This is a genomic window from Streptomyces sp. WZ-12 (assembly GCF_028898845.1).
Lineage (GTDB): Bacteria > Actinomycetota > Actinomycetes > Streptomycetales > Streptomycetaceae > Streptomyces.
The window spans coordinates 6,115,275-6,132,968 of the sequence record NZ_CP118574.1 but is presented as its reverse complement, the minus strand read 5'-3'; the positions used below and the strand labels follow the sequence as shown (position 1 = coordinate 6,132,968).

Here is a 17,694-nt window from a genome sequence, read left to right as displayed (position 1 = left end):
ACACCGGCCGCCGGCCGCCGCACCACGGTCACGGGCCCCGGCCCCTCGGCCGTCGTCGCCCTACCGCCTGCGGGCCAACGTCACCCCGTCCGCCACGGGGAGCAGCACCGCCTCCATCCGGGCGTCCGCGCGCACGTGGTCGTTGAACTCCCGGATGGCCAGGGCCGGTCCGGTGGTCGCGGGGTCGGTGACCCGGCCGTGGAACAGGACGTTGTCGGCGACGAGCAGGCCGCCGGGGCGCAGCCGCGGCACCAGCTCCTCCCAGTAGCCGAGGTAGCCGTCCTTGTCGGCGTCGAGGTAGGCCAGGTCGATGTGGGGTTCGGGCGGCATCGCGCGCAGGGTCTCCAGTGCCGGTGCGATCCGCAGCTCGATGCGGTCCGCGACCCCGGCCTTCGCCCAGGCTTCCCGGCCGTACGCGGTCCACTCCTCGGAGACGTCGCAGGCGATCAGCGTGCCGTCGGCGGGCAGCGCCCGGGCCATGGCGAGCGTCGCGAAGCCGGTGAAGGTGCCCACCTCGACCACGTGGTGGGCCCCGGTCAGCCGGATCAGGAACGCCAGCAGCAGCGCCTGTTCGGGGGCCGACAGCATGCCCGCCGCGGTGGGGAACCGCTCGCGGGTGCGGTCCGCGAGCTCCTCCAGGGCGGGGTCCAGCGGCGGGTTGTGCGCCAGCATGTAGGCGTACAACTCCGGCGTCAGCGGGGTGTTCTTGGGCTCGGCCAAGGTGCTCTCCTCCCGATCGCGGGCAGCCTACGACCGGCCCCCGCGCCCTGTCAGCCGCCACGCTCCGGCCCGCCGACGGCGCACAACGGCGCGTGGACGCGCACCCCGCCGGCGGTCCCGCTCCCCCGCGCCCGTCAGCGCCCCCCCCGACGGCGCCCACCATCGCCCGCACGATCGCCTCCCCCGCGGCCACGCCCCGCTCGGCGAGCGCCGTGACGTGCGGCGCGCCCCAGTCGGTGTCCGCCAACTCGCCGTGCCCCGGCCGCCACCCGCGGTCCGCGGCCAGCAACAGGTCGGTGTCGAGCAGCGAATCGCCGGCGCCCAGGAACCCGGTCGCGCCGGTGCGGCGGGCCACCTCGGCGACCGCGGCGCTCTTGGTGAGCGGGCGAGGCACGACGTAGAGCTTGCGGCCCTGGAGGGAGACCGTCCAACCGCGCGTCCGCGCCCACGCGGTCAGGTCGGCGACCCAGTCGGCCGGCAGCAGCGGGCGCTCCACGACGAGGTAGGCGAAGAGGTCCTCGGCGGTGCGTCGGCTGCGCAGCCACACCGGGTCGGTGGTGCGGGCCAGGTGGGCGTCGATCTCGTCCAACGGGGCGCAGTGGGCCGCGAGCCGGTCGGTGACGGTGCGCTGCCAGTCGGGGTCGGAGACGCCCTGGACGAGCAGGTGGCCGCCGTTGGCGCAGACCGCGAACTCCGGTGGCGGGCCGGGGAGTCGGATGCGCCCGTATTGGGCGCGGGTGCGGGTGGTGGCCGGGACGAAGGTGGCACGGCCGGCCAGTTCGGTCAGCAGCGCGGCGGCCGTCTCGGTGAGGTAGGAGAGCGGCCGGCCCTCGTAGACCTCGACGCAGAGCAGCCGGGGGGCGGCCTCGTCGGGTCCGGTGAGGTGCAGCGCGGCGGCCGAGTAGATGAGCGTGCGGTCGAGGTCGCTGGCGACCAGCGGGGCGGGCGTGGTCATCGGCCGGCCACCGCCGTGCCGTCGGCGCCGGTGGCCGCGCGGGTGTAGCGGGGGTGAATCAACCCGACGCAGGTGTACGGGAGTTCGTCGACCTCCTCGATGGGCACGCCGCGCTGGTCGGCCAGCAGCCGGACGTGGTCGAGGTCGGCGCCGGCGCCGCGGCGGGCGAGGATCCGCCAGGGGACCCGGCGCAGCAGCACCCGGGTGGTCTCGCCGACGCCGGGCTTGACGAGGTTGATGTCGTCGATGGCGTACTCCGCGCTGATCCGCTCGACGGCCGCCCAGCCCGCCCAGGTGGGGGTGCGGTCGGCGGCGGCCAGTGCCCGCGCGTCGGCGACGGCCTCGCCCGCGACCGCGTCGAAGTGGGCGGTGACGGTGTCCAGGAACTCCGCGGACAGGTCGCCGCCGGCCAGTTCGCGGTAGAACTTGGCGCCGTGGAAGTCGTCCGGGCCGATCAGGTCGGCGCGCAGCACGGTGCGCGAGACCAGCCCGGAGACGGTGGAGTTCAGGCAGGCGGACGGGATCAGGAAGTCGTCGCGGGTGCCGTAGGTGGACACGCAGCCGCCGGGGTCGGCGAGGACCGCCAGGCGCGGGTCGAAGCCGGGGAAGTCGGCGAGCGCCGCGGTCAGTTCGCACGTGATGGCGCCCTTGCCCGTCCAGCCGTCGACGAACACCACGTCCGCCGGGTCGTGGTGGGCGGCGAGCCAGCGCAGGGCGGTGGGGTCGATGCCGCGGCCGCGGACGATGGAGACGGCGTAGTGCGGCAGCTCCAGGCCGTGGTGCTGGCGGGCCCAGCGGCGCATCAGGATGCCGACGGGGGTGCCGGCACGGGCCAGGGAGACCAGGACCGGGTTCGGGCCCCGTTCGCCGAGCACCGTCTCGGTCACGGTGCCGACGGCGCGCGCCATCCGGCCGGCGCCGGTCCGCAGCGCGCTGCGGAACAACTCCTGGTATTCCGCGCTGGGTTGGTACTCGACCGCCAGCGACTCCGCGTAGTGGGCGCCGCCGCGCTGGATCGCCTCCTCGCGCTCCTCGGTGGGCGTCTCCAGGGTGACCCTGGAGAGGTCCTTGAGCAGCCAGCCGATCTCGTCGGGGGCGTAGGAGGAGAACGCGGGGCCGCGCAGCGGGCCGGGGAGGGCGGCGGGCGGGGTGTGGGCGGGGACGACGGCGAGCAGCAACCGGTCGGTGTGGCAGGCGAGTTGGGCGAGCAGGCCGCCGGGGGCGTGGAGTTCGGGGCGGTCGCCGGCGGAGTCGACGACCGCGACGACGGCGTCGAAGCGGCGCGCCGGGTCGCTGCCGGGGGCGACGTTGTAGGCGTAGCGCTCCCCCGGGCCGTCCGCCGGGCGGTCGTGGGCGGGGAAGGTCAGCCGGGTGCGGATCGCGTAGCCGGGGTCGTCCACGGCGAGGACCGGGGAGCGGGTGGTGGTGGAGAAGCGGACCGTGCCGCCGGCCGGGGCGAGGTGCGTGTCCAGGGCTCCGGCCAGCCGCAGCGGGGCGTACATCAACTCCTCGTTGCCGAGGACGAGGACGCGGCGGGCGCCGTCGAGGCGCGTCGCTATGCGGGCGGCCATGGCGGGCAGGTGCTCCTCCAGGACGGCGCGGTGGGCCGGGGTGAAGCCGTGCCGGCCGCCGTCGGGCAGCCCGGCGGGCCAGCCGAGGTCGATGCGTATCGCTTCCGGGCGGGCCGCCGCGCCCCTGGGTGCCGGGGTCAACTCCTCCTGGGCGGCGACCAGTTCGCGGCCGCGCTCCAGGACGCCGTCGGGCAGGTGGACGCCGCCGTCGGCCAGGGCGACCAGGTCGATGCGGGCGCCCAGGTCGGCGGCGCACTTCTCCAGCGCCTCGCGGTCGGCCTCCGCGCGCATGTCCACCAGGGCGACGATGACGTAACGCTCCCGGGGGTGGTGGGCGTGCAGCGCCCGGATGGTGTTGCGGACCGTGCGCCCGGTGGAGAACTCGTCGTCGACGAGGACCAGGGGGCCGTCCCCGGAGAGCAGGGTGCGGTCCTCGGGGAGCAGCAGGTGCGAGGTGGCGTGGCTGTGCTCCTCCTCGAAGCCGGCGGCGCGCGGCACGCCCGGCACCGGGCGGCGGGTGGAGTGCAGGTAGGGGGCGAGCGCCAGCCCGTCGGCGACCGAGTGGCCGAGCCCGGTGGCGGTCTCGGCGTAGCCGAGGACGACGGCGCGGGCGGCCTCCTCGTCCCCGATCAACGCGCGCACCCGGCGGCCCAGTTGGACGCCGGCGCCGTGTACCACCTCCGGGCGCTGCGGTACGTGCTTGCCGAGCACGTTGGAGACCAGCAGGTGGGCGCGCTTGGGGTTGCGCCGCAGCGCCAGCCCAAGCAGTCGGGGCAGTGCGTCCGCGCCGCTCAGGGTGACCCCGAGCCGCTCGGCGACCCACGCTCCGCTCCACGCCTCGGGCGCGCCGCGCTCCGTCGTCGGGTCCGTACCGTCGTTCATGCCGTCGCTCTCCACTGGGGGTCGGGGGCCGTCGGGCTTCAGGCCGGCGTCAGGCTGGCGGTCAACAGCTCCACGAAGCCGACGTCCTCGCGGGCCACGCCGAACGCCTCGGCGCGCAGCAGCGTCCGCTCGGCCCAGGCGCGGTGCGGCTTCACCTCGTTCATCTTGTTGGTGTAGGAGGAGCGCAGCACCCCGCCGGCGCCGCGCTCGGGCCGCAGGATGTCGGTGGCGTCGCTGTATTCCTCGTGGCTGACGACCGACAGGGCGTGCACGGGGGCGACGTGCGAGGGGTGGATGCAGGTCTTGCCGGTCAGGCCGTTGGCGCGGTCCAGTTCGATCTCGCGCAGCAGCCCGTCCATGTCGTGCTCGATCAGGTCGGAGCGCAGTTCCTCGGCCTCGCCCAGGAACGGGCTACGGCGAAGCTGCGGCTTGAACATCCGCTCGTGCAGCCGGAAGTACTCCCAGACCGGGCCGGTGACGGTGAAGCCGGTGCCGTCCGCGCGGCCGAGGACGTTGACCACGTCGGCGATCACGGAGGCGACGATCTGGACGTCGTAGGCGGTCATGTCGGGGGCCCGGCGCAGGCCGTAGGCGGAGCAGAAGTCGGTGACGCCGAGGCGCAGGGCGAGCACCCGGTCGCGGTAGCCGGCGACGGTGCGGGCGATGCCCGCCAGGGTCGCGGCGCGGCTCTCCAGGTGGAGCAGTTGCGGGGACTCCAGCACCGGCATCGCGAACAGCCGCCGCCCGCAGAGCGATTCGGCGTCCGCCAGCGCCTCCAGGAAGGGCAGCCCGTGCTCCGCGGTGAACTTGGGAAGTACGAATCCGGACAACCGTCGCACGGCCCGGCCCATCCGGCGCACCAGGTCGGGTATTTGGGCCGGCGCGCGGACGCGGATGAAGAGCAGGGGGAGGTCCGCGCCGCCGTCGGCGGCCTCGTCGAGCAGGGCGAACTGCCGGACGAGGTTCTCCTCGCCGGCCGCCACGTCGCCGTCGCCGATGGCGTCCTCCAGGCACAGCACCATGGACGTCACGCCGCGGGTGGTCTGCTTGCGGACGTCGTCGGCGAGGCGGGGGCGGGTGGCGGGGCTGTAGAGCGTGGCGCCGAGGGCGGTGGCGAGCACGCCGGCCGGGGACTCCGCCGTGAACTCCACCGGTTCCTTGTGGAACAGAGCCTTCCGGAGATCGGGCGCAAGGTGCCCAAAATGCCGCATACAACTCCCCGTATCAAGCGGCACTCGGGCGCCCCCGCCGCGTTCCGCTGTCTGGATCCAGCCGGTAATCGTACGTGCGTGGGGGGCTCGAAAGTTCCCGTCGGCCCGAAATCCCCGTGACACCGGGGGGCCGAGGGACATCGGGGAAGCGTGACGCCCGGCCCCCGCGTTGTGGCCGCCACCGGCGGGAAGGCAGGATTGCGGCATGACGCACGCGATGCTGAAAGGGTCGAACGTACCCCTGAACGCCACGGCCGTCCGGGCCGTGCTGCGCTGGACGCCGGGCGCCGGCGTCCCGGACGTCGACGCCTCGGCCCTGCTGGTGGGGCCGGACGGACGCGTGCGCTCCGACGAGGACTTCGTCTTCTACAACCAGCCGCGGCACCCCAGCGGCCTGGTCCGGCACCTGCCCAAGACCCGGCTGTCCGACGCCCTGACCGACACCATCGAGGCGGAACTGACGCCGCTCGACGCGTCGGTGGCGCGGCTGGTGCTCGCCGCCTCCTCCGACGGCGGCCCGTTCGCCGGGGTGCGCGATCTACGGGTGCTGCTCTACGACGCGGCGGCGGACGGCGCGGAGCCGCTCGCGGTCTTCGACGTGGTGCCCGACACGGGCGAGGAGACCGCACTGATCTGCGGGGAGCTCTACCGGCGCGGCGACGGCTGGAAGTTCCGCGCCCTGGGGCAGGGCTACGAGAGCGGACTGGTCGGCCTGGCAACGGAGTTCGGCATCTCGGTGGACGACACGGACGGGGCCGGTGAGACGAACGGGGCCGGCGGTACCGACCCGGCCCACGACGAGCGGCCCGCCCCCGCCCCGTCGGCCGCCGAGGCCCCCTCCCCTGAGGCGTCCGCCGCGCAGCCGCCGGACCCCACCGCGGCGGTCGAACGCCCCGCGGACGGTGCCCCGGCCGGCCCCGCGCCGGCCGGCCCGGTCTCGCCGCCGCCCGGCGCCTGGCCCGAGGAGGCCGGCGCACCGCCGGCCGGCGGTGCGCGCACGGACCCGGAGGCGGTCACCCAGCACGTCCCGGACCGGATGCCGGAGCCGTTCTCGGCCGCCCCGCTGCCGCCCGCGCCCACCGGCGGCTACGGCTACCCGGCCACCATCCCGCCCCCGCCGTCCCAGCCACCGGCCGGCTACCCGGGCCCGCCGCCGCAGCCCCTCTACCCGCCCCAGCAGCCGCCCGTCCCCGCCTATGGCTACCCGGCGCCGCCCCAGCCGCAGCCGTTCGCCCCCGACCCGTCGTTCGTCCTGCCGCCCCAGGGGCCGCAGTTCCAGCGCCGCTGACGCACGCGGGGCGGCCGGGCCAGGGGAGCCTCGCGCGTCCCCGCGGCCCGGCCGCCCCGTCCGTCAGCCGCCCGCCGCGCGCGGGCCGGCCGTGAAGTCCCGGCTCAGACCTGCGACTTGTAGCCCCGGCCCCACTGGAGCCCCCAGCCGTAGAGCCGGTCGAGCTCGGCCTGGAAGCCGTAGACGTACTTCACCTCGCGCCGCACCGTCAGGCCGTCCTTGCCGTTCTCCAGCATGAAGATGGCGCAGGACCGGGCCTGCGGCGCCCGCTCGTCCAACTTGACCTCGACCCGCGGGCCGGTGCTCGGGTAGAGGGTCACCACCGCGTGCGTGCGGTCGAACGCCGGGGTGCCGTCGTAGATGTAGACGAAGATCAACATCCGCTTGATCTCGTCCCGGTGGTCGAGATTGACGTAGAGCGTCTCGCCGGAACCGGAGCCGAACCGGTCGTCGCCGCTGAGCTTGACGAACGGCGGGGCGTTGAGGTCGCCGAGGAAGTTGCCCAGCGGCTGCACCACGCCCTTGGAGCCGTCCTTCAGCTCGTACATGCAGGCCAGGTCCAGGTCGACGTTGACCACGGCCTGGCCCTGCGCCTGGACGACCTCGGGCCGGAACAGCCGGCCGGGATTGCGCAGCAGGCTCCCGGAGCGCTGCCCGGCGCGCTCACCGAAGTCCGAAGTGCGCATCTGCCAGCTCAGGTTGACCCGCAGATGCCCGGCGGCCGCCCCCTGCTTCGTCAGTGAGACGACCGGATTCCGCTTCGTCAGCTCGACGACGTACGACGCGCCACCGCCGTCGAACTGCGGCGCATTGCCGCGCCACAAGTTCCCCAGGAACGACACCTTGCCCACCCCATCGTTGTGGCCCATAAACCCTGCGGGGCGGCCGTTGGGTGTGTCCCCGTGGCCGCCCCGCAGAAAGCGTTCCTCATTCAGAGGCCGGTCACACTCGGGACGTCACTTCCGGGTGCGCCGGGACGTCCTGTCCGGGCCTGCCCTCGCGCCGGTTGCGCAGCACCGAGGAGCCGAAGGAGAGCGCGATCAGCACCACACCGACCAGGCCGGTGATGACCTCGTTGACCTCGTACCGGATGGTGACGAGCAGGATGACGCCCAGCGCGCCGATCGCGTAGTGCGCACCGTGCTCCAGGTAGACGTAGTCGTCCAACGTCCCCTTGCGGACCAGGAAGACGGTCAACGAGCGGATGTACATCGCGCCGATGCCCAGGCCCAGCGCCATCTCGAAGATGTCGTTGGTGATGGCGAACGCGCCGATGACGCCGTCGAAGGAGAACGAGGCGTCGATGACCTCCAGGTAGAGGAACATGAAGAACGCCGCCTTGCCGGCCAGCCCCACCACGGAGCCGCCGCCCTTCTTGGCCACCGCGGCCCGCTCCGCGCCGTCCTCATCGTCCGTCTCGTCGTCCTCCAGGCGGCCCTCGAAGTAGCCCGAGACGCCGCCGACGACGAGATAGGTGATCAGGCCCGCGATGCCTGCCAAGAGGACCGTGACGGTCTTGTCCCCGCCGCCGTGCGCCGCGTGCGGCGCCACCGTCAGGGCGCTGACCAGCAGGGCGGCCAGGGCGACGATGATCGAGAGGGTGTCCAGCTTGCCGATCCGGGCGAGCGGCTTCTCGATCCACGACAGCCAGGTGTGCTCGCGGCCCTCGAAGAGGAAGTCGAGGAAGATCATCAGCAGGAAGATGCCACCGAAGGCCGCGATGGCCGGGTGGGCGCTGGTCACCAGTTCCTGGTAGTGCGCCTTGTCGTTGATGGCGAGTTGGACCGCCTCAACGGGCCCCATCTTCGCGGTGACCGCGACGATGACGACCGGGAAGACCAGCCGCATGCCGAACACCGCGACGAGGATGCCGATGGTGAGGAAGATCTTCTGCCAGAAGGCGTTCATCTTGCGCAGGATGCCTGCGTTGATGACCGCGTTGTCGAACGAGAGCGAGATCTCCAGGATGGAGAGGATCCCCACGACCGCGAGGCCCTGCCACCCCCAGAGAACGCCCGCCAGGCCGAGGCCGAGCACCGTGATGGCGAACGACCAGCCAAACGTTTTCAGGAGCACTGCCCTACCCAATCCTTCGCTGTGAGGGTCCCCCGCGCCCAGTGCGCGGCGCTTTGCGAAACATTGACCGAAGTCTAGAGCTCCCCTCCCCCGGCCGGGGCGGTCGGCCCCCGCCCGGCCGGAGAACCGCAGGTCCGTGCCCGGTCAGCTCCGTGGTACCCCCCGCGCCGGGTCCGGATGCGCGGGGGACGACATCGGGAGCACCGCGTTCACTCCACATTGACCCCGAAGTCCAGGGCGATGCCGCGCAGACCGGAGGCGTAACCCTGGCCCACGGCGCGGAACTTCCACTCGCCGTTGCGGCGGTAGACCTCACCGAAGATCATCGCGGTCTCGCCGGCGGCGTCCTCGCTGAGGTCGTAGCGGGCGAGCTCGCCGCCGTCGGCCTGGTTGACGACCCGGATGAAGGCGTTGCTGACCTGACCGAAGCTCTGGCCGCGCAGATCGGCCTCGTGGATCGAGACCGGGAAGACGATCGCGTCCACCTGCTCGGGGACCTGGGTGAGGTCGATCAGGATCGTCTCGTCGTCGCCCTCGCCGTCGCCGGTGAGGTTGTCACCGGTGTGCTCGACGGACCCCTCCGGGCTCTTGAGGTTGTTGTAGAAGACGAAGTACTCGTCGCCCAGCACCCGTCCGGACCCGCACAGCAGCGCGCTGGCGTCGAGGTCGAACGGTGCGCCCGTGGTGGAGCGCGCGTCCCAGCCGAGGCCGACGGTGATCTGCGTGAGGTTCGGCGCGGCCTTGGACAGGGAGACGTTGCCCCCCTTGGCGAGCGTGACGCTCATGGTGTGGTTTCCTCCCCGGTGTCGGTGCGGGGCACCACCGGCGCCCCGCCAAACGCGCCCGGCGCCGCACTCCCCGGACGGGGGCGTACGGCGCCGGACGCGAGTCGCGCGTGCGGTCAGACGTTGACGCCGAAGTCCTGCGCGATGCCGCGCAGGCCGGAGGCGTAACCCTGGCCGATGGCACGGAACTTCCACTCCGCGCCGTTGCGGTACAGCTCGCCGAAGACCATGGCGGTCTCGGTCGAGGCGTCCTCGCTGAGGTCGTAGCGCGCCAGCTCCTTGCCGTCGGCCTGGTTGACCACGCGGATGTAGGCGTTGCGGACCTGGCCGAAGCTCTGCTGACGGGTCTCGGCGTCGTAGATCGACACCGGGAACACGATCTTGTGGACGTCGGCGGGAACGCCGGCGAGGTTCACCTTGATCGCCTCGTCGTCGCCCTCGCCCTCACCGGTGAGGTTGTCGCCGGTGTGCTCGACCGCACCGCACGGGCTCTTGAGGTTGTTGAAGAAGACGAAGTTGAGGTCGTTGTCGACCTTGCCCTGGTCGTTCGTCAACAGGGCGCTGGCGTCCAGGTCGAAGTCGGTACCGGTGGTGGTACGCGCGTCCCAGCCCAGACCGACGAGGATGGCGGTCAGATTGGGGGCTTCCTTCGTCAGCGAGACGTTGCCGCCCTTGCTGAGGCTGACTCCCACGAGTCCTCCCGTGAATTCGAGGGGTACGTGCTGTGCGCCCCCATCGTGCATGGCATCGGATCAACGAACCGATCCTAGTGACGGGTTCCCGCCGGGCGCAGATATCGCGAACGGATCCCGCACGCACGTCCGTCGAACCGCCACGCACCACCCCGCCGCACCTAGAGGGCTTCCAGCGCCCTGACGTAGTCGTTCAGGTCGCGGGCGTCCGGCAGGCCGTTGACGACCGTCCAGCGCACCACGCCCTCCTTGTCGATGACGAAGGTGCCGCGGACCGCGCAGCCCTTCTCGTCGTCGAAGACGCCGTACGCCCTGGACGCCTCGCCGTGCGGCCAGAAGTCCGACAGCAGCGGGTAGGTCAGCCCCTCCTGCTCGGCGAAGATCCGCAGCGAGAACGGCGAGTCGTTGGAGACCGCCAGCAACTGCACGTCGTCGTTGACGAACTTGGGCAGTGCGTCGCGGAGCGCGCACAGCTCACCGGTGCACACGCCGGTGAAGGCGAACGGGTAGAAGAGCAGGACGACGTTCTTCGCACTGCGGAAGTCGGAGAGCCGGACCAGCTCGCCGTGCTGGTTCTTGAGCTCGAAATCCGGAGCCTTGGTGCCGACCTCGATCGCCATGGGCCTTGCGTCCTTCCGCGTCACTGACCAACTGGACGCGACCACCCTACGCGCCCGCCCAAACGGCCCGCGCACCCCGTCTGAACTGCGTCGAGCCCCCTCCGGCGGCGGCCGGAGGGGGCTCGACGAGGGACGTCGGTGGCGCGGTCAGCGCTTGGGCGAGATCAGCCGGCTGCCGGTCCAGTCCTTGCCCGCGTTGATGCTCCGAGTCTGGGACAGACCCGAGGTCTGTGCAGCCTCGTTGATGTCGCTCGGCTCGATGTAGCCGTCGCGACCGGTCTTGGGCGTCAGCAGCCAGATCTGGCCGCCTTCGTCGATCAGACCGATGGCGTCCACCAGCGCGTCCGTGAGGTCGCCGTCGTCGTCCCGGAACCACAGGAGGACGACATCAGCGACGTCGTCGTAATCCTCGTCCTCAAGTTCCTGGCCGATGATGGCCTCGATGCCTTCGCGGAGCTCCTGCTCGACGTCGTCGTCGTAGCCGATCTCCTGGACCACCTGTCCGGGCTCGAACCCCAGCTTGGTCGCAGGGTTGGTCCGCTCCTCCGCGTGGTCCGCGGTCGCGCTCACGGATTGCCTCCTGTCATGTTTCGGAAAGTACTCAGGGACTCCGCGCGTGCGCGGAGCATTGGGCGTAGTCCACACGTGCCGGGCGGATCGCGCAAGTACCCGGCTATCGAGACCGCCGAAACGGTGACGATCGACGGGCCTGCGACCGCCGCCCCGCCCCCATCAGGACACCATGAAGTGATACGCACCACAGCATTGTGCCGGGTATATGGGGTAGGGGGGAAGGAATAGCCCCCGCGCAGGGTATCGGAGCGTCTCGACCCCGCCGCCGGAAGCCGTCCGACCGCACGCCGGCGCGTTCGCAGATGGGCGTAAGGTTGCGATTTGGCCGACCACAGAGTCGGCCCTTTCAGCGCCATCTCTCAGCGGGTGGTTACCCATCGGTAGAGGTGACGTATCCCAGTGGCTCGGTACACGATGGAAGACGGCGCGACACAAGGCATAACCCGCATTCGTTCCCGTGCGCAGCGGCAATAGCAGGCAGAGCACGACACGAACCGAACACGAAGGAACAGCGTGGCTTCCGGATCCGATCGAAACCCGATCATCATTGGCGGCCTTCCCAGCCAGGTCCCGGACTTCGATCCCGAAGAGACCCAGGAATGGCTCGACTCGCTCGACGCGGCTGTCGACGAGCGAGGCCGGGAACGCGCCCGCTACCTCATGCTCCGCCTGATCGAGCGCGCCCGTGAACGCCGGGTCGCCGTGCCCGAGATGCGCAGCACGGACTACGTCAACACCATCGCGACCAAGGACGAGCCCTTCTTCCCGGGCAACGAGGAGATCGAGCGCAAGGTCCTCAACGCGACCCGGTGGAACGCCGCCGTGATGGTCTCCCGTGCCCAGCGCCCGGGCATCGGCGTCGGCGGTCACATCGCGACCTTCGCCTCCTCCGCCTCGCTGTACGACGTGGGCTTCAACCACTTCTTCCGCGGCAAGGACGAGGGCGACGGCGGCGACCAGATCTTCTTCCAGGGCCACGCCTCCCCCGGCATCTACGCCCGCGCCTACCTGCTGGACCGGCTCTCCGACGCGCAGTTGGACGCCTTCCGTCAGGAGAAGTCCAAGGCCCCCAACGGCCTGTCCAGCTACCCGCACCCGCGGCTGATGCCGGACTTCTGGGAGTTCCCGACCGTCTCGATGGGCCTCGGCCCGCTCGGCGCGATCTACCAGGCCCGGATGAACCGCTACATGGAGGCACGCGGCATCGCCGACACCTCCAAGTCGCACGTGTGGGCCTTCCTCGGCGACGGCGAGATGGACGAGCCGGAGTCGCTCGGCCAGCTGTCCATCGCCGCCCGCGAGGGCCTGGACAACCTGACCTTCGTCGTCAACTGCAACCTCCAGCGGCTCGACGGACCGGTCCGTGGCAACGGCAAGATCATGCAGGAGCTGGAGTCGCAGTTCCGCGGCGCCGGTTGGAACGTCATCAAGCTGGTGTGGGACCGGAGTTGGGACCCGCTGCTGGCGCAGGACCGCGACGGCATCCTGGTCAACAAGCTCAACAGCACCCCCGACGGCCAGTTCCAGACCTACGCCACCGAGACCGGTGCCTACATCCGCGAGCACTTCTTCGGTGACGACCACCGGCTGCGGGCGATGGTCGAGAACATGACCGACGACCAGATCCTGCACCTGGGTCGCGGCGGCCACGACCACCGGAAGATCTTCGCGGCGTACGCGGCGGCCAAGGCCCACAAGGGTCAGCCGACCGTGATCCTGGCCCAGACCGTCAAGGGCTGGACCCTCGGCCCCAACTTCGAGGGCCGCAACGCCACGCACCAGATGAAGAAGCTGACGGTCGAGGACCTCAAGCGCTTCCGCGACCGGCTGCACCTGCCCATCCCGGACAAGGACCTGGAGGACGGCCTGCCGCCGTACTACCACCCGGGTCGGAACTCCGAGGAAATCCAGTACATGCACGACCGCCGCAAGGGGCTGGGCGGCTATGTGCCGACCCGGATCGTGCGCGCCAAGCCGCTGGCGCTGCCCGGCGACAAGGCGTACGCCACCGCCAAGAAGGGCTCGGGACACCAGAAGATCGCCACGACCATGGCGTTCGTCCGGATCCTGAAGGACCTGATGCGGGACAAGGAGATCGGCAAGCGCTTCGTGCCGATCGCCCCGGACGAGTACCGGACCTTCGGCATGGACGCGTTCTTCCCGTCCGCCAAGATCTACAACCCGCTGGGCCAGGCGTACGAGTCGGTCGACCGCGAACTGCTGCTGGCCTACAAGGAGTCGCCGACCGGTCAGATGCTGCACGACGGCATCACCGAGGCCGGCTGCACCGCGTCGCTGATCGCGGCCGGCTCCGCGTACGCCACCCACAACGAGCCGCTGATCCCGGTCTACGTCTTCTACTCGATGTTCGGCTTCCAGCGGACCGGCGACCAGTTCTGGCAGATGGCCGACCAGCTCGCGCGCGGCTTCGTGCTCGGCGCGACCGCCGGCCGCACCACGCTGACCGGTGAGGGCCTCCAACACGCCGACGGCCACTCCCAGTTGCTGGCCTCCACCAACCCGGCCTGCGTCGCCTATGACCCGGCCTACGGCTACGAGATCGGGCACATCGTCAAGGACGGTCTGCGCCGCATGTACGGCGAGACCGCCGACGGCCAGCCGGGCGAGGACGTCTTCTACTACCTCACCGTCTACAACGAGCCGATCGTGCACCCGGCCGAGCCGGAGGACGTCGACGTCGACGGCATCCTGAAGGGTCTGCACCGGATCAAGCCGGGCGAGCAGGGCGAGCACCGGGCCCAGATCCTCGCCTCGGGCGTCGCGGTGCCGTGGGCCGAGGAGGCCCAGCGGATCCTCGCCGAGGAGTGGAACGTCAAGGCCGACGTGTGGTCGGCGACGTCCTGGAACGAGCTGCGCCGCGAGGCCGTTGAGGTCGAGCGCCACAACCTGCTCCACCCGGAGGAGGAGCAGCGCGTGCCGTATGTGACGCGCAAGCTCCAGGGCGCCGAGGGCCCGAAGGTCGCGGTCTCGGACTGGATGCGGTCCGTCCCGGACCAGATCGCGCGCTGGGTGCCGGGCACCTACCAGTCGCTGGGCGCCGACGGCTTCGGCTTCGCGGACACCCGCGGTGCCGCCCGCCGCTTCTTCCACATCGACGCCCAGTCGATCGTGCTGGCGGTGCTCACCGAACTGGCCAAGGAGGGCAAGGTCGACCGCTCGCTGCTCAAGCAGGCGCTCGACCGCTACCAGCTCCTGGACGTGACGGCCGCCGACGCGGGTGAGGCCGGCGGCGACGCCTGACCCTCCCGCGGCCGACCGCCGCACCGTCTCCCCCGCGCCCCCCGACCGGCGAAGCCCGCCGGTCGGGGGGCGCGGCGCGTGTGCCGCGGGTGATCGGTTCAGTGCTCCCACAGCTTGAACGCCCTTACCTGGTAGGGGGATCGGGGCACCCAGCTACCGCCGCCCGGGTAGGTGTCGAACTCGCCGGTCTCGGCGCAGACCGCGCTCTGGTAGGTGGTGACCGGCCGGCCGGTGCGGTTGGCGAGCGAGGCGGCGGTCATGCCCTTGGGCAAGGTCACGCAGCTTTCGAGGTCGGTGTCGGACAGTTCGTGGGTCTGTCGTCGGCCGCCGTACTCCGGCCGCGCCCAGAGGCAGAGTTGGCCGGCCGAGCAGTCGCCGGCCGCGGGGGCTCGGCCACCGCCGGTTGTGCGGGTGACCGGTGCACCCAGCGCGGACGGGGTGACCAGCACGGCGGCCAGCGCGGCGAGGCCGGTGACGAGTGCGGTGCTGCGAAGCGTGCGGGACGTGCGGGACGTGGTGTGGCTGCGCATAGGAGTCTCTCCCCCGTGTCGGGCCGTGGTGAGCCGCGCGGTCCTCGCGCGGGTCACGACGGTGGTGTTCCGCTGCGGGCGGGTGCCCGCAGCGGCTTCGGGTTCGAGCGTGCGGCGGAACGATCGCCTCCGCCAAGGCCGCGGCGACTGCTCCACCCGGATCAGGTATGGGGATAACTCGGCGGGCCTCAACCGGCGTTCGGGCGCGGCCCGTTGACACGTCCTGCCGCGCTCTGGACGGGGCGCAGGAACCGTTCTTCCCAAGCCCGGCACGGGAGTTGGGCCACACCGTTGCCCAGGAGGAGCGGATGCGGCGCGACGGTTCCCGTTTCCGGCCACCCTAATGAGGGATAAGGACCTCCGACGGAGGCCAACTGCCGCTTGGGGGGAGAGGGAACGGTGGCAGACGACGGCCCACAGCGAAGGTTGACGGTCAGGGGGCGGCGCGGGGCGCTACGCGTGCGTTCGGGGAGGAAGGCGGGGAGGGGCGGTCGCCGGTTGGTCGGCGGTAGCGCGCAGCGGACGACGGAGGGCGGCGCGCGGGCGATTTGTCGACCCGTCGCGGGGAGCGTCCGCTCAACGGTCCGGCCGGGCGGCGTCGTTGAGCCGGCGACGCGGCGGGGGCACCCGGCGTTGGGCACGCAGCGCGGCCGCAGTGGCAGCCAGGGCGCGACGCTGCGCGCATGCCTGCCAGCATCTGCCACGGTTTGACGTCACCACACGACCAGCTACCCCACCGGCCATTCCCCTCCCCTCCCCCACCAACACGGCGACGCGCGGCCGACCGAGGGAATGCCTCGGTCGGCCGCGCGTCGTTGGGTGACCCGGTGGTGTCGCGGAACTCCGGTGTGGCGGCGGTCAGATGTGGCCGACGCCGGCGCCCGCCTCGGCGTTCGCGCCGCGCTTGGTGAAGAGCGCGACCACGGCGGCGAGGATCGCCACGCCGCAGGCGACCGTGAAGGCCAGGCCCATGCCGGAGACGAAGGTGTCGTGGGCGACCGCGGTGATCTTCTCGGCGAACAGCTTCGGGGTGCCCGGCGGCACCGGGGCGATGCCTGCCGAGACCGCGTCGGACGCCTGGGACAACTGCTCGGGCTTGAGCGGCGGAAGGCCGGCGCCCTGCCAGTTGCCCGCCAGGTCGTGGTCGACGCGGGAGGCCATCACCGCACCGAGGACGGCCGTACCGAGGCTGCCGCCGACCTGCATACCGGCCTGCTGGAGACCGCCGGCGACGCCGGACAGCTCCAGCGGGGCGTTGCCGACGATGACCTCGGTGGCGCCGACCATGACGGGCGCGAGGCCCAGGCCGAGCAGCGCGAACCAGACGGACATCGGGCCGGTGGTGGTGCCGGCGTCCAGCCCGGACATGCCGAACATCGCGACGGCGGTGACGACCATGCCGCCGACCAGCGGGATCCGCGGGCCGAACTTGGTGATCAGCGCGCCCGCGAGCGGCGAGCCGACGATCATCATGCCGGTCAACGGGAGCAGGTGCAGGCCGCTTTGGACCGGGCTCATGCCGTGGACGTTCTGGAGGTAGAACGTCACGAAGAACAGGCCGCCCATGAAGGCGAAGGCCATCAGCACCATCAGGATGGTGCCCGCGGTCAGCGGCACCGAGCGGAACATCCGCAGCGGGATCAGCGGCTCGCGGACCTTGGTCTCCAGGAAGGCGAAGAGCCCGAAGAGGACGACCGCGCCGATCAGGAAGCCCCAGGTCGTCATCGAGCCCCAGCCCCACTCCGTGGCCTTGATCAGCGGCCAGATGAGGCAGAACATCGCGCCGGACAGCAGCACGATGCCAGGGATGTCAAAGGACTTGGGGGCGTTCTCCGCGCGGTGGTCCTTGAGGATCACCAGACCGAGGGCCAGGGCCAGCAGGCCGACCGGCACATTGATGAAGAACACGGACTGCCAGCTCACGTGCTCGACCAGCAGTCCGCCGACTATCGGGCCGCCGGCGGTGGAGGCGCCGATGACCATGCCCCAGATACCGATGGCCATGTTGAGCTTCTCGGCGGGGAAGGTGGCTCGCAGCAGGCCCAGCGCGGCCGGCATCAACAGCGCGCCGAACACGCCCTGGAGCACGCGGAAGAAGATCACCAGCGCAACCTGGCTGGAGAATCCGATGGCGGCGGAGGAGGCGGCGAAGCCGAGGATGCCGATGAGGAAGGTCTGGCGGTGGCCGAAGCGGTCACCCAGCTTGCCGGCCGTGATCAGCGAGACGGCCAGGGCGAGCATGTAGCCGTTGGTGATCCACTGCACGTCGGCGAGCGACGCGTTCAGGTCTTGCTTGATGGCCGGATTGGCGATGGCGACGATCGTGCCGTCGAGCGCCACCACCATCACGCCGATGGCGACGGAGAAGAGGGTCAGCCAAGGGTGGCCCCGCAGCCCCTTGTGAGGCTCCGGTAGGGGAAGTTCCGGTGCGACGTCGGCGACCGGGGTCTGTGAGCTCATACTCCGAGGCTAATGTCAGCCACTGACAGTTGACAAAACAATTCATGAGTCGGTAACTGTCATTTACCTC

Annotated in this window: 13 protein-coding genes and 1 pseudogene; 2 read left to right on the top strand and 12 right to left on the bottom strand. The window is 71.4% G+C overall.

Annotation, left to right across the window (positions count from 1 at the left end; all coding sequences use genetic code 11):
• Positions 1 to 60: 60 nt before the first annotated feature.
• The 4 genes and pseudogenes from PV796_RS26485 to PV796_RS26470 all read right to left on the bottom strand — a co-directional run bounded on the left by PV796_RS26485 (position 61) and on the right by PV796_RS26470 (position 5,339).
• Positions 61 to 672: an O-methyltransferase gene (locus PV796_RS26485; protein ID WP_446750701.1), complete on the bottom strand. Its 612-nt coding sequence runs from the start codon at positions 670 to 672 to the stop codon at positions 61 to 63.
• A 196-nt stretch (positions 673 to 868) separates the two neighbouring features.
• Positions 869 to 1,675: pseudogene (locus tag PV796_RS26480) on the bottom strand (HAD family hydrolase); the annotation flags it as partial.
• Positions 1,672 to 4,128: a phosphoribosyltransferase gene (locus PV796_RS26475; protein WP_274915891.1), complete on the bottom strand. Its 2,457-nt coding sequence runs from the start codon at positions 4,126 to 4,128 to the stop codon at positions 1,672 to 1,674. The gene PV796_RS26475 and the pseudogene PV796_RS26480, both read right to left, overlap by 4 nt.
• A gap of 38 nt (positions 4,129 to 4,166) precedes the next feature.
• The gene (locus PV796_RS26470) at positions 4,167 to 5,339 is read right to left on the bottom strand and encodes an HpcH/HpaI aldolase/citrate lyase family protein (protein WP_274915890.1); all 1,173 of its coding nucleotides are present in this window, start codon (positions 5,337 to 5,339) and stop codon (positions 4,167 to 4,169) included.
• A gap of 205 nt (positions 5,340 to 5,544) precedes the next feature.
• Here PV796_RS26470 and PV796_RS26465 point away from each other — a divergent pair, with 205 nt between their 5' ends.
• Complete coding sequence (locus tag PV796_RS26465; protein ID WP_274915889.1) at positions 5,545 to 6,627, top strand: TerD family protein; 1,083 nt, start codon at positions 5,545 to 5,547, stop codon at positions 6,625 to 6,627.
• 104 nt (positions 6,628 to 6,731) lie between these two features.
• Here PV796_RS26465 and PV796_RS26460 read toward each other — a convergent pair whose 3' ends face one another.
• From PV796_RS26460 to PV796_RS26435, 6 genes are all read right to left on the bottom strand, one after another.
• A complete protein-coding gene (locus PV796_RS26460; protein ID WP_274919250.1) occupies positions 6,732 to 7,469 on the bottom strand; it encodes a TerD family protein in 738 nt (245 codons plus the stop codon).
• Between the two features lie 100 nt (positions 7,470 to 7,569).
• Positions 7,570 to 8,703: a DUF475 domain-containing protein gene (locus tag PV796_RS26455; protein WP_274915888.1), complete on the bottom strand. Its 1,134-nt coding sequence runs from the start codon at positions 8,701 to 8,703 to the stop codon at positions 7,570 to 7,572.
• Between the two features lie 209 nt (positions 8,704 to 8,912).
• Positions 8,913 to 9,488: a TerD family protein gene (locus PV796_RS26450; protein ID WP_274915887.1), complete on the bottom strand. Its 576-nt coding sequence runs from the start codon at positions 9,486 to 9,488 to the stop codon at positions 8,913 to 8,915.
• 116 nt (positions 9,489 to 9,604) lie between these two features.
• Positions 9,605 to 10,180: a TerD family protein gene (locus PV796_RS26445; RefSeq protein WP_274915886.1), complete on the bottom strand. Its 576-nt coding sequence runs from the start codon at positions 10,178 to 10,180 to the stop codon at positions 9,605 to 9,607.
• A gap of 161 nt (positions 10,181 to 10,341) precedes the next feature.
• Entirely contained in the window at positions 10,342 to 10,800 is a 459-nt protein-coding gene (locus PV796_RS26440) for a peroxiredoxin (RefSeq protein ID WP_274915885.1), read from the bottom strand.
• Between the two features lie 147 nt (positions 10,801 to 10,947).
• Positions 10,948 to 11,370, bottom strand: coding sequence for a DUF3052 domain-containing protein (locus PV796_RS26435; protein WP_274915884.1), 423 nt, complete (start codon positions 11,368 to 11,370; stop codon positions 10,948 to 10,950).
• A gap of 516 nt (positions 11,371 to 11,886) precedes the next feature.
• Between PV796_RS26435 and aceE the strand changes: the two genes are divergently transcribed.
• The gene (aceE, locus tag PV796_RS26430) at positions 11,887 to 14,634 is read left to right on the top strand and encodes a pyruvate dehydrogenase (acetyl-transferring), homodimeric type (protein WP_274915883.1); all 2,748 of its coding nucleotides are present in this window, start codon (positions 11,887 to 11,889) and stop codon (positions 14,632 to 14,634) included.
• Between the two features lie 98 nt (positions 14,635 to 14,732).
• Here the strand turns inward: aceE and PV796_RS26425 are convergent, their stop codons facing one another.
• Both PV796_RS26425 and PV796_RS26420 read right to left on the bottom strand, forming a co-directional pair.
• A complete protein-coding gene (locus PV796_RS26425) occupies positions 14,733 to 15,164 on the bottom strand; it encodes a peptidase inhibitor family I36 protein (protein ID WP_274915882.1) in 432 nt (143 codons plus the stop codon).
• Positions 15,165 to 16,022: 858 nt separating this feature from the next.
• Complete coding sequence (locus PV796_RS26420) at positions 16,023 to 17,624, bottom strand: MFS transporter (protein ID WP_274915881.1); 1,602 nt, start codon at positions 17,622 to 17,624, stop codon at positions 16,023 to 16,025.
• Between the last annotated feature and the right edge of the window lie 70 nt (positions 17,625 to 17,694).